Source organism: Cyclobacteriaceae bacterium, assembly GCA_025808415.1.
Lineage (GTDB): Bacteria > Bacteroidota > Bacteroidia > Cytophagales > Cyclobacteriaceae > UBA2336.
In genome coordinates, this window is the sequence record CP075525.1 from 3,190,254 (window position 1) to 3,201,996 (window position 11,743).

General features: G+C 42.6%; 11 protein-coding genes. 2 read left to right on the plus strand and 9 right to left on the minus strand.

Going from position 1 to position 11,743, the window contains the following annotated elements; translation table 11 throughout:
* Positions 1 to 60 precede the first annotated feature (60 nt).
* Positions 61 to 633, minus strand: a complete 573-nt coding sequence (locus tag KIT51_14150) for a T9SS type A sorting domain-containing protein (GenBank protein UYN86000.1) — start codon at positions 631 to 633, stop codon at positions 61 to 63.
* Positions 634 to 887: 254 nt separating this feature from the next.
* Positions 888 to 1,427: a T9SS type A sorting domain-containing protein gene (locus KIT51_14155; GenBank protein ID UYN86001.1), complete on the minus strand. Its 540-nt coding sequence runs from the start codon at positions 1,425 to 1,427 to the stop codon at positions 888 to 890.
* A gap of 302 nt (positions 1,428 to 1,729) precedes the next feature.
* Between KIT51_14155 and KIT51_14160 the strand changes: the two genes are divergently transcribed.
* The gene (locus KIT51_14160) at positions 1,730 to 4,534 is read left to right on the plus strand and encodes an insulinase family protein (protein ID UYN88598.1); all 2,805 of its coding nucleotides are present in this window, start codon (positions 1,730 to 1,732) and stop codon (positions 4,532 to 4,534) included.
* A gap of 48 nt (positions 4,535 to 4,582) precedes the next feature.
* On the opposite strand, the gene KIT51_14165 is transcribed toward KIT51_14160, so the two are convergent.
* Complete coding sequence (locus KIT51_14165; GenBank protein ID UYN86002.1) at positions 4,583 to 5,170, minus strand: hypothetical protein; 588 nt, start codon at positions 5,168 to 5,170, stop codon at positions 4,583 to 4,585.
* 29 nt (positions 5,171 to 5,199) lie between these two features.
* A complete protein-coding gene (locus tag KIT51_14170) occupies positions 5,200 to 5,733 on the minus strand; it encodes an adenine phosphoribosyltransferase (GenBank protein UYN86003.1) in 534 nt (177 codons plus the stop codon).
* Between the two features lie 93 nt (positions 5,734 to 5,826).
* Between KIT51_14170 and KIT51_14175 the strand changes: the two genes are divergently transcribed.
* Positions 5,827 to 6,216 (plus strand): OsmC family protein, encoded by a 390-nt coding sequence (locus KIT51_14175; protein UYN88599.1) that lies wholly within the window; start codon positions 5,827 to 5,829, stop codon positions 6,214 to 6,216.
* 23 nt (positions 6,217 to 6,239) lie between these two features.
* On the opposite strand, the gene hutI is transcribed toward KIT51_14175, so the two are convergent.
* The 5 genes from hutI to KIT51_14200 form a co-directional block, all read right to left on the minus strand.
* Positions 6,240 to 7,472 carry an imidazolonepropionase gene (gene hutI, locus KIT51_14180; protein ID UYN88600.1) on the minus strand — a complete coding sequence of 411 codons (1,233 nt, stop codon included), beginning with the start codon at positions 7,470 to 7,472 and terminating at the stop codon, positions 6,240 to 6,242.
* Positions 7,473 to 7,490: 18 nt separating this feature from the next.
* Entirely contained in the window at positions 7,491 to 8,540 is a 1,050-nt protein-coding gene (locus KIT51_14185; GenBank protein UYN86004.1) for a hypothetical protein, read from the minus strand.
* 102 nt (positions 8,541 to 8,642) lie between these two features.
* Positions 8,643 to 9,518: a phosphoribosylformylglycinamidine synthase gene (locus KIT51_14190; protein UYN86005.1), complete on the minus strand. Its 876-nt coding sequence runs from the start codon at positions 9,516 to 9,518 to the stop codon at positions 8,643 to 8,645.
* Positions 9,519 to 9,590: 72 nt separating this feature from the next.
* A complete protein-coding gene (locus KIT51_14195; GenBank protein ID UYN86006.1) occupies positions 9,591 to 9,944 on the minus strand; it encodes a hypothetical protein in 354 nt (117 codons plus the stop codon).
* A gap of 47 nt (positions 9,945 to 9,991) precedes the next feature.
* Positions 9,992 to 11,743: an ABC transporter substrate-binding protein gene (locus KIT51_14200; protein UYN86007.1), complete on the minus strand. Its 1,752-nt coding sequence runs from the start codon at positions 11,741 to 11,743 to the stop codon at positions 9,992 to 9,994.

The following is an 11,743-nucleotide window of genomic DNA, read 5'->3' on the forward strand; positions in this document are numbered from 1 at the left end:
TAAAAAAATAAAACCGGGGACAACTAAATGCCCCGGTTTTAAAACCAACTGTCTGATCAATTAAAACTTGATGCGGTCAATCAGGCCGGCCGTATTGTAAACTTCAAACGTAAATGCATTTGATTTTACATGGCTCATGTTAAAGATTTTACCAAAGCTACCGGTTACGGTTTCACGGTATGAACTTACCAGGTTACTTTCACCATCATAGATTTTTACTTCAAAGGTTTCTTGGCCTTGGTTGGCAATCATAATGGCAAACTTATTAGCATCTACCGCTTTGGATGACACAGCTGCCTTGGCAGATTCTGGGCTATACTCCACTACAGCTTCCATTTTCTGATCAGCACTTTTTACCTGTATGGTATACGTACCGGCAGCCATACCTTTAAAGTTAACCGGGCGAATAAAGCCCTTCAAGTTGCGCACCGTTTCACTGTACACCACTTTACCCTGGTTGTTAAAAATGGTAAGGGTAAGTGCCGAAGGCTTCTCACCTTCGTAAATCAGTTTATAAACGCCTGACTTTCCGCTGATCACAAATAAACCTGTATTATTCGGATCATCCTTAGCCAGCGCAGTAAGAGCACTAAACATAACTAGTGCGGCAAGCATTAATGATTTTGTTTTCATAGTTCGTTGTTGTTTAAATTATACTGCAAATGTACGGGCGTGAATAATGTACGGTTGTAAATTGTAAGAAAACCGTATTTATTATTCAGAAAATCGATTGCGGAAATTTAGTTGCTGTTTTTGTGAGCAACACGTTAAAAAAGAAGTGTTATCAGATCAAAATGATTGATGCAATTTCCGCACACGTTTTCGAAAGGTCATAAAAAAAGCTGCCGGATTTCTGCGGCAGCTCGCTTAAAACAAAAGGATATTGCTTACTTAGGAAGAACTTCAAACGTTACTTTTCCGGCAGCATTCTTTACCGAATAAACTCTGCCAAAATCATTGGATATGTTCTGCTTTTCAGTATGTATTCTTCCCAACTGTTCATCATAAATATTTATAATCACTTCTGTTGCATCAAGTGCAGGAATATGAAGGGCATATCTATCTGCATCTAATGCTGTTAGCTTGTATACAACTTTACGATCGGGTTGAAGCGATACCACTTCAGCTTTGGTGTTCCTTCCATCCGAAACCCGTACAACATAATTTCCATGACTGAGCTGGGAAAGATTATAGGGACGTGAAAAACCTTTTTTGGAACGAACAATCTCCGAAAAAACTTCCTTCCCCTTCAGGTCGGTAATGGTTACGCGGGCAACACTCTCCTTGTCGGACGAATAAACGACCTTAACGACACTTCCGTTCTTTACAAATACAATAGCACTTTCTTTCGAAGGCTCATCGATGGCACGGGCAAACACAGCGCCTGTTACAACAAGCACTGCAAAAAGGGTTAATACTTTTTTCATATAGCTTTACATGTTTGATAGTGTATAGACGCTCGTGGAGAATTTAAGTTGCAGTGTACTTGTTAAAAAAACGTTAACACAAAAATTTTCTTTTAAATCACTTGAATAACGCTGAAGTTGCCCGATAACGGATAAAATTAAACTTCGTTGATGATGTGGAGTTTAATTTTAAAAAATATGGTACTTGTTCATTCGTGAACAAAAACATCCCAACATCGGACACTGGATACCCGTAGGTTATAACTTGTTTTTGGAGCCCCTACATGTTATTTTCAACCGCTTAATTAACCCCCAATTGTATGATGCGTAAAACTTTTATTTGGATTTTATTGCTGCTGGTGTCCTGCACGGGCTATGCACAAAAGAAAAAATCAAAAACCACGGATAAAGCACCGGTTGAAACAGTTGCTCCTGCCATTGAAGTAAAACCTCAAACCCCACCGCCAACAAAAGTCACTTCTGTTGAAGGTATTACAGAGTACAGGCTTCATAATGGCCTACGGGTGTTGCTTTTCCCTGACAATTCAAAGCAAACATTTACCATGAATGTTACCTACCTGGTAGGCTCCAAACACGAAAATTATGGTGAAACCGGCATGGCTCACCTGCTCGAACATTTAGTGTTTAAAGGCACGCCCAAGTACCCTTTCAACATTATGAAGGAGTTGGAAGACCGTGGCGGAAATTTTAACGGAACCACCTCCCTTGACCGCACCAATTATTTCGAAATTTTAACCGCTACAGACGAAAACCTGAAATGGGCCATTGAAATGGAAGCCGACAGGATGGTAAATTCTTTTATAGCACAAAAAGACCTGGATAGTGAAATGACCGTTGTGCGCAACGAGTATGAAAGCGGTGAAAACAGCCCGGTGGGTGTTCTGTTTAAAAAGCTTTCCGGTGCAGCATATCAATGGCACAGCTATGGAAAATCAACTATTGGTGAACGCTCGGATATTGAAAATGTATCCATAGACAGGCTACAGGCTTTCTACAAAAAATACTACCAACCCGATAACGCTGTTGTTGTATTAGCCGGCAAGTTTGAAGAAGGAAAAGCACTGAATTATATCAATGAATATTTTGGGGCTATTCCTAAACCCAACCGCGAACTTCAAAAATTTTATACGCGTGAACCCACACAAGATGGTGAGCGTGTTGTAACCATAAAACGTGTTGGCGATGTGCAATATGCTGCCGTAGCTTACCATATCCCATCCGGATCACATGAAGACTATGCGCCCATTGCCATTCTCTCAAACCTGCTCACTACCCGTCCTTCCGGAAGGCTCTACAAAGCATTGGTAGATTCCAAAAAAGCCAGTTCGGTATTCGCTTTAACACGGGCCACTAAAGAGCCGGGTATTATGATGGCATTTGCAGAAGTGCTTAAAGAAAAATCGCTGGACGATGCACGTAACACCATGGTAAAAACCCTCAATGATGTGGTAAAAAACCCACCCACAAAAGAAGAAGTTGACCGGGCCAAGACCGAGTTATTGAAACAATTTGAATTAAATTTCAATGATGCCGACCGCATCGGTATTTTCCTGAGTGAGTACATCGCCATGGGCGATTGGCGATTGTTCTTTCTTTACCGGGACCGCATTGAAAAGGTTACCCCCGATGATGTATTGAGGGTTGCCAAACAATACCTGAAGGATGACAACCGAACCGTTGGGTTGTTTATCCCAACTGAAAAACCTGACCGTTCAGAGATACCCGGTGAACCTGATGTAGCAGCCTTGGTTAAAGATTATAAAGGTAAACAAGCCATTGCCAGTGGCGAGGAGTTTGATCCATCACCGGCCAACATTGAAGGAAGAACCCAACGGAGCACATTACCCAACGGCATGAAAGTAGCCTATCTCCAAAAGAAAACACGTGGCGAATCGGTCCAGTTACGCATGACACTGCGTTTTGGCGATGAAAAAAACCTGGTTAACAAAGGCACCATTGGCCAATTTACAGCCAGCATGTTGGACAGGGGCACAACAAAAATGACACGGCAGGAAATAAAAGATGAATTTGACAAACTGAAAGCAAGAGTCTCCATCTTCGGTAGCGCCTCAACAGTAACGGTATCCATCGAAACCACAGGCCCTAACCTGGCAGAAACATTAAAGTTAGTAAGCCATGTGCTAAAGGATGCGTCTTTCCCTGCCGATGAATTTGAAAAGTTGAAAAACGAAAGAATAGCAGGCATAGAATCGCAACGCACCGAACCACAGGCCGTAGCTTCCATACGCTTGCAAAAATATACTTCCCCCTATCCAAAAGGCGATCCGCGTTATGCTGAAGATTTTGACGAATCGCTGGCTTCTATCAAAGCACTTAAACTGGATGATCTTAAAAAATTCCACAAAGATTTTTATGGTGCTAATAATGGAACCTTGGCGATATCCGGTGCTTTCAATACGGCTGAAATAAATTCTGTCATTACTGAGCAGTTTGGTAATTGGAAAAGTCCTGCAAACTTTAAACGACTAGAGGCGCGCATCAAAAAAGTACAACCTATTGATGAAAAACTGGAAACGCCTGACAAAGCGAATGCTTTTTTCCTGGCGCAATACACGTGGGAGTATAGTGACAGCGAACCTGATTATGCTGCGTTAGAACTGGGCCAGTATATGCTTGGCGGGGGTACTGCTTCTCGCCTTTTCTCCCGTATAAGGGGCAAAGAAGGCATAAGTTATGGTGTAGGCTCATTTTTTAATGCCGGTAACCTTGATAAGGTTGGCACATTTACGGCTTATGCCATTTATGCCCCTGAAAATGTTGGAAAACTTGAAGAGACCTTTAAGGAAGAAATTCTAAAGGCTGTTAATGAAGGCTTCACTGCTGAAGAAGTGGAGGCAGCTAAATCCGGATGGTTACAATCACGATCGGTAAACCGTGCACAAGATGCCTCCGTTGCATCTACCTTAAATAACTATTTATTTACCGGTCGAACCATGAAGTGGGATGAAGAACTGGAAAAAAAGGTTCAGGCTTTAACCGTGGCAGAAATAAATGCTGCCATAAAAAAGCATTTAAACTACAACAACCTTAGCATGGTAAAAGCTGGTGACTTTGCTAAAGCTAAAGCCAAAGCTGAGGGGAACTAAATATAATAATCCTTGCAATCAAACTAATAGAGGCCTTAAGGGCCTCTATTAGTTTAAATGAAATGAATCCCGGCTAACCTCTTCGCGCTGGAGCAGGTGCATCTGGAACTTTATTTTTGAAAGCAGCAACCGTTCACGCTGTGGCTCATTGGCCGTTAAAAATGCATACCGCTCACCAAGGTCAAGGCTAAGTTCCTGGGCAATGGAATAGATGCTGAAAAAACCCTGATGACGGGTAATCTTTCGCTTAACCAGGTAATCCTGGAAAAGTTCGCCCAACTTTGCACCGGCCATTTCAAAGTCATTAATCCGCCAAAAGCGCACATCACCACCCGGATACATTTTAGATTTGAATGTGCGGAAAAGCGTATCCATATAAAAAATATCCACGCACTTCACAATAATGTCCGACTCACCACCCGGATATCGTTTGATCACGCTTTCTAATTTCATAAGCGAGCCGATTTTTTCTGTATTCAAGGTGTGATTAAAAAATATACCAAAGCTAACATCAGCGTTTTCTGCATCCTGCAGAAGTTGCTGGTAGCGGGGCTCAAAAATATGGAGGGGAACCAATTCGCCCGGAAGGGGCAAAATGGAGAGTGGAAACATGGGAATGGTTGTCACATCAGGCATATTACCTTAACAAGCAAACGGAAAATAAGTTAATACGTTACCAGGCAGTCGGGGTTTACCCCAAACTCCCTGCTTAACCTTTCATAGCCAGGCAAAAACGAAAGGTTAATTAAAAATGAAAAGCCAGCTACCAGCCCACCCGATTGCTTTACCAGCCTTGCTGCCGCTGCTGCGGTGCCACCGGTTGCCAGCAAATCATCGTGTACTAAAACATTCCAGCCCTTTTGTATCGCATCTACATGCATTTCAACCGCTGCTGTTCCGTACTCCAAGGTATATTTTTCGGCTACTGTGGTGTACGGTAACTTACCAACTTTGCGTACGGGAATAAAGCTGCAGTTTAGTTCACGTGCCAATATACCGCCTAAAATAAAGCCTCGCGCCTCCACTGCTGCAATAGCATCTACGTGTTGATGGCGAAAGTGTTTTGCCATTTCGTCAACGGTCAACCTCAACAAATCCGGGTTAGCCAGCACGGGGGTAATATCTTTAAAAACAATCCCTGGCTTCGGGTAATCAATTACATCGCGGATGGCACTTTTTATTTTTTCTTCCAATAGCATGGATCAATTTTCTAACTTGCCAAAAATACGGGAGTGCCCGTGGAAACAAAATAAAACCAATAATTCATTTCAATAATGCGAATCATTACCCGAATGCTTGAAGATGAGGTTTATGAAGCAGCTAATGCCGCTGGTCATACGGTAACCATGGATATGCGAGCGGCTGAACTAAAACAAGCCCAGTCCCCAACGGAACTGCTCCTTTCTTCTGTAGCGGGTTGCGGAGCGGTTGATATTGTGGTTATCCTAAAAAAAAGAAAAAAAACGATCCACGATTTTACCATTGAAACAACAGGGGTAAGAAGGGATGAAACACCACGGAAATTCCTGAGCATACATTGCAAATACATCATCACATCGCCCGATGTAACCCCCGAAGAACTGGATAAAGCCGCTGCTCTTTCCCTGGAAAAATATTGCTCTGTGGCAGCATCGCTGAACAGCGAGATAACGCACTCGGTGGAGGTCCGCACGAGTCGTTAAGGATTTGTCACTACCTACTATAGCTATGGGGTAACGATACTCCCGTTAAGGATAACCGTATCAATAAGGTTGCTTCCAAAAGCATAGGGAAGAAAAGCTACCGAAGGCATAGGTTTGGTAATAAACACATTAGCTACCTTACCTTGGGTGATACTGCCATGAGTCTGCTCAAGCTCCAGGGCACAAGCCGTGTTTAGTGTTGCCGCATTGATCGCTTCTTCTGGTGTCATTTTCATTTTAATACAAGCCAGGGCCATCATTAGCGACATGTTACCAGAGGGCGCACTGCCGGGATTATAATCGGAGGCAATGGCCAAAGGAAGGCCGGCATCAATCATTTTTCGGGCCGGTGGAAAAGGTAACCCTAAAAAGAAAGCCGCACCTGGAAGTGCCGTTGGCATTACCGTACTTTGCTTCAGAAGTTCAATTTCTTCCTCCCCAATATTTTCGAGGTGATCAACACTCAGTGCCTTTGTTTTAATGCCGACCTGCACCCCACCGGAACGATGGAGTTGGTTGGCATGTATGCGGGGTTTCATGCCAAAACGTTTACCCTGTTCAACAATCCGTTCGGTTTCATCTGCAGAGAAAAATCCCTGCTCGCAAAATACATCAATGTAATCGGCCAGTTTTTGCTCAGCTACCGCAGGGATCATTTCCTGAAGGATTTGTTCAATGTAATCTTCTTTCTTCTTATCCTTTGGAACCGCATGCGCCCCCAGAAACGTTGTTCGCACCGTTAGTGGTGTTTCCTTTCCTATCCTTCTGGCTACCTTTAGCATTTTCAATTCATCCTTTGGGGTTAGCCCGTAGCCGCTTTTAATTTCCACAGCGCCTGTTCCGGATTGCATAATTTCACCAGCCCTTATGAGGGAACGTTCAAATAACTCCTCGTCCGAGGTTTGCTGAAGTTTTTTCGCTGAATTTAAAATTCCACCCCCACCGGCAGCTATCTGCTCATAGGTTGCTCCTTTAATCTTCATCACAAATTCTTCTTCACGACTGGCAGCAAAAACAAGGTGTGTGTGCGAATCGACAAACGAAGGAAAAACAAACCGATTGGACGCATCGATTACCGCAGTCGCCCGGTAGTTTGCCGGCAGGTCAACCATTGAACCATACCTTGCGATTTTTCCTTCCGTTATAGCCAGGTAGGCATTGGCTAGAATTGGCAAATGAGCCATGGCCGTGCCCTTAAGCGGCAACGAAATTTTATCCCTTACTTGTACGAGCCCTTTGCAATTGAGGATGAGAATATCCCAGGCCACGAAAAATTATTTACCGAAGGCCTCTACCTTGTAATCAAGATTAGTGCTGTATACCGGAAAGCTTATCTTTAGCATAGCAAAGAATCCACGGCCATCTACACTTGGTCGGTAGCCGGCTTCAGCGCCATAGGACCAACTTAGGGCCCGGTTAAACTTTCCTTCAATACCAGCACGGAAACCAAACGTGTTGGTTTTAATCGCTCCGATGGAATAAGTTTTGCGATCGGCTATAATGGGATTTCCGTTGGCATCTTTTGGTGTGTAAACAATATCATCAAGCGTTATCCAAGGCGAGACCAGGATGTCGAAATAGGTTGTGAGGATCAGGTCATCCACACCGGTTTCAAACTTATCGAAGCTTACGGCCACATTTCTTATCCACGTTAACGATCCGCCTACGTATAAACCCTTTGTGGCAATGTTAGAGAAAATATCTACCCCCTCCGGTAAACCGTTTCCTTCATCGTTCTTAAAATCGGCATGGACTAGCCCCTGTGCTTCCATGGCACGGTTAATATCCGTTGAACTATCCCATATTATGCCGCCTAACCGGGCGCCATAAATTTTCCTCACCTTACAAGGTATCTCGGCATTTAAGGGCACGCGTGCTGCCCATTTATTTCCTTTGTAGCTGTTTTTATACAAAAACATTTTTGTTTTGGAACTCTCCGTAAAGTCTTTCACATGATAGGTACCCCCAAACTCAAAGTAATTGTAAACCTCGGTGCGGTTATCGACATCGCTTATTTTTTGCGCCAGGTCGCGTGAAAAATCGTAGAAGTTTTTACTGTACGTTTTCCGGAAGTGGGCTTTAAAATCGAGTTTATCGTTGAGGTAATAGCTGGCCTCCAAACCAAAACCGGCATTTACGTTAGTGGCAAACAACTCGCCATATAAGGGTTGAAAATGTACAAAGAGCTTATTAATGGAATACGGCTCATCGTAAATCTCTTCATAGGTAACGGCAGTTTTGTCCTTTCGGTCATCCTGCCCAACGGCAACGGCTGCAAAGGCCAACAGGCATATAGCCGTAAAAAATTGCTTCCCTGTAATCATAAGAAGGTTTCTATAACAGGTAAAAGTAAGAAAAATATGGCTATAAATAGTTGCCTGTTACTCCTGATAACCCCTCAGATGTAATATTCAAAACCAATTTGGTCAATTATGTCCCCGGCTCAGGTGCCTGTTTTTAGCCCTAAGTGTATGTTGAGGTTCATAGATCAGCCTCAAAAATGAGCTTAATCTTTCCCGTTCTTTCGAAACGGGTATTCCTTGAACAATTCCGATCATTAAAGCATCGTGTATGACTACCCGCATTTGAGGCCTTATAACCATCTCAAACAATCCTTCATGACCAAACATCTTATTAAACTCAATTCCAATAAAATTTCTTGTTCCCGGTATCATATAATGAATATTCGAGTTGATATCATATTCGGTACTCCAATGTTGGTTCTCAAAATGAAAATGAACCTTTGGCCCGGTGTATACCAAGGTATGCCAATCGCCCCATCGTTTCGCCACAATAAAAAAGGGATTGAACAAATTACCTTGAAACACATCTTTAGTACTTATTCGGTTCAGGTCGGTAAACTCGATCTCATTCAAATATCCTAATGCTAAAGATGTTTGAAACTTCCTGGAAACTAAAAATGTCCACTGCGCTGCTGTTTTTATTGATTCTATTCTATGAGAAGGCTTCTCGGCATTTAACCCATTGGGTGCACGCATGTAAAAAGTTACCGGCACTTCAACCTCAAGGCCCAAACGGTTTGCCGGTGCCCATTCGTATTCGATCAAAGCTTCGTATTGATCAAACCGAAGTTTATCCTTCATACCAAAGCCAAGGTTCCACTCCTTCTCACCCTTATGTGCTCCTAAATCACGAATCAAATCGATGTAAAGCGGCTCGGCATGCAGTACCTTATAAGGTAGCTTTTTTTCCTCTGCCACTGTAGCAGAATCATATTCTTGAGAGCGGCATTCGATTGCACAAAGTAAATAACCAAATGCCAGAAGGCTTTTGACTTTCATAAAAATTTCGTTGTTAATGAAAAATGTAACACGTGTACCGGTGGTACAACTGAAAAAATTAATGGTAGTGGATTACAACTCCGGAGGGGGATTGTTGATGGAGAGAAACACCTGTAGAACCGGTGTCTCATTTAATGAAAGATTTCCAATCTCGGTCAGGATAAGATTTTGACGAGCACGTAAATTCATGTTTTTTAATGAACTAAATAATTTGAAGGCGCTGCTAAAGTGCTCAGACTCGCCCTCACGCTCATCACCGGGTTGACCATCCTGAATATCGAGGCATACTTCCATCAAAAACTCTGCAAGGGAATTAATTGGATCCTGAACTGACAAAGGGGCATTGTTGTACATTGTTTCAAGCGGGTGAAACAATACCACATTTAAAATAACGGCCAGAAAGAAATATACCTTAAGCTTTGTCATGCCGATACAAACATAATGCTTTAGGGGGCAAAAATTATACCATGTGGCTACTGAGACGGACTAACCAAAACCAATTCACCCTCTTTAAACCGGATAAAAGGAACATGGCGATTATCACGTGAAAATTGAAAGTTATATCCCTCCGTCAGGTATCCTTTAATTTCATTACGATTAAGTGCGTCCTGAAAATACACACCATGTTGATTAAGCATGTTGCCTGCAAACAACATGAAATCATAACCTATTTTAACGTAATCGGTATAAGGCATGGTACTGGTTACCCGCCCGTGAACTTTTGCAAATTTTTTCTGGAATGCGATATAAGCCGGGTTATTATAGGGTGTATAATTTGATGCAAACATGACTACGCCCAAGGCACTTAACTTTTCATAATCGGAGGTTTGGTCCAGCCAGTTTTCCGAGCCCACGATGGTAACCTTATCACCTCGTGTGGTAACACTACTTGTTATTTTAGAATAAATCACCGGATCATCGGAAGCCACAAAAATACAACCTAAGCTATCCTTCGGAAGCGTGAATTGTTTAGGGTATTTGAATTCATCATATTCGGTTGGTGAAGCCAATATTCTCAATATACGCGTGGATGATTCTTTGGTAAAACGCTCTACCTGTATGATCTTAAGCCTGGTTTCCGTAGCGGCCTGGATAAAGCTCATGGCCAAAACTGAATCGCGCCTGGTATCACCAAAAAAAACCATGCACTTTTTATTGTTGATTTGATAAGCATCTAAAAATTTTGCCGACTGTTCACCAAGGGTTTCTAACGCGGGCTGGAATAAAAAACCGTACGGATTATCGCGCACCAAATCGAAATTGTTTGATACCGGGTTAAAGAGGTTTATTTTATTAGCCCTCGAAAAATCCTGAATAATTTTATTCTCTTCCTGGAATAGGGGACCGATAATTAAATCTGATGTTTTCAATTCATCACGCTCCAGCAAGGCCTTGATCCTGGCCGGGTTGCGATCGGTATCGTATGCCCGTAAACTTATCTTTACACCTTGTTTGGCAAGGGTATCAACCGCAAGCTTAATGCCTTCATATAAATCAAGCACATATTGGTTTCGCTTACGCGATAAATTGGGTTCAAGTGTAGTTACCTGGAAGGGAAACATAACAGAAACCGAATAAACTTCTTTATGCACCGTTGGTGGTGTTTCCTCAATAAAATCCGATTTCTTTAACTTAAATGTAGCGAGGAGTTTATCAAGCAATTCGCGCTCTTCACGAGTATCAACTGTTTTTGAAAGCTCTTTAGCCAATCTTTCACCAACTACTGCATCTTTCGGGTACTCCTGATGCATGCGCCTGAGTGCGCTTACATCCGTTAATCCTGCCAAGCCGTTCTTTTTAATCAAGTTAACCTCTTTCTGGAGTTTAGGATTTTTAATGGCCGAAAGTTGGTTCATACCCTGAAAATATTCCTGACTGTCGAAATGGATTTTGGCCAGCCACAGGTTAACCTCATCCAGTTGGTCCCATGTGGGATAAAGCTGTTTTACCTGGGTGAGCATATCCTTGGCAACCGACTTATAGCCCTGGTGGTATGCGCTTATGGCATAATAATACGATGCGTATTCAGGAAAGGGATTATTCTTATCGTATGCTACCAGTGGTTTAAAACTTTCCATGGCAAGGTTGTACTTACCCTCTTTATAAAGCGCTTTGGCATTGGTATACTGCTGCTGATAGTTTACCTGGGCAAAAGAAACATTACCCATTGTCATATAACAAATGAGAATGACCGCCAGTAAAACAACCTTAAAAACCTGTTTCAT

What these genes read in the sequence shown, in the direction of transcription:
- KIT51_14185 (UYN86004.1), bottom strand. Translation starts at nt 8,540, where the DNA reads ATGATTACAGGGAAGCAATTTTTTACGGCTATATGCCTGTTGGCCTTT.
- KIT51_14175 (UYN88599.1), top strand. Translation starts at nt 5,827, where the DNA reads ATGCTTGAAGATGAGGTTTATGAAGCAGCTAATGCCGCTGGTCATACG.
- KIT51_14160 (UYN88598.1), top strand. Translation starts at nt 1,730, where the DNA reads ATGCGTAAAACTTTTATTTGGATTTTATTGCTGCTGGTGTCCTGCACG.
- KIT51_14150 (UYN86000.1), bottom strand. Translation starts at nt 633, where the DNA reads ATGAAAACAAAATCATTAATGCTTGCCGCACTAGTTATGTTTAGTGCT.
- KIT51_14190 (UYN86005.1), bottom strand. Translation starts at nt 9,518, where the DNA reads ATGAAAGTCAAAAGCCTTCTGGCATTTGGTTATTTACTTTGTGCAATC.
- KIT51_14170 (UYN86003.1), bottom strand. Translation starts at nt 5,733, where the DNA reads ATGCTATTGGAAGAAAAAATAAAAAGTGCCATCCGCGATGTAATTGAT.
- KIT51_14200 (UYN86007.1), bottom strand. Translation starts at nt 11,743, where the DNA reads ATGAAACAGGTTTTTAAGGTTGTTTTACTGGCGGTCATTCTCATTTGT.
- KIT51_14165 (UYN86002.1), bottom strand. Translation starts at nt 5,170, where the DNA reads ATGCCTGATGTGACAACCATTCCCATGTTTCCACTCTCCATTTTGCCC.
- KIT51_14195 (UYN86006.1), bottom strand. Translation starts at nt 9,944, where the DNA reads ATGACAAAGCTTAAGGTATATTTCTTTCTGGCCGTTATTTTAAATGTG.
- KIT51_14155 (UYN86001.1), bottom strand. Translation starts at nt 1,427, where the DNA reads ATGAAAAAAGTATTAACCCTTTTTGCAGTGCTTGTTGTAACAGGCGCT.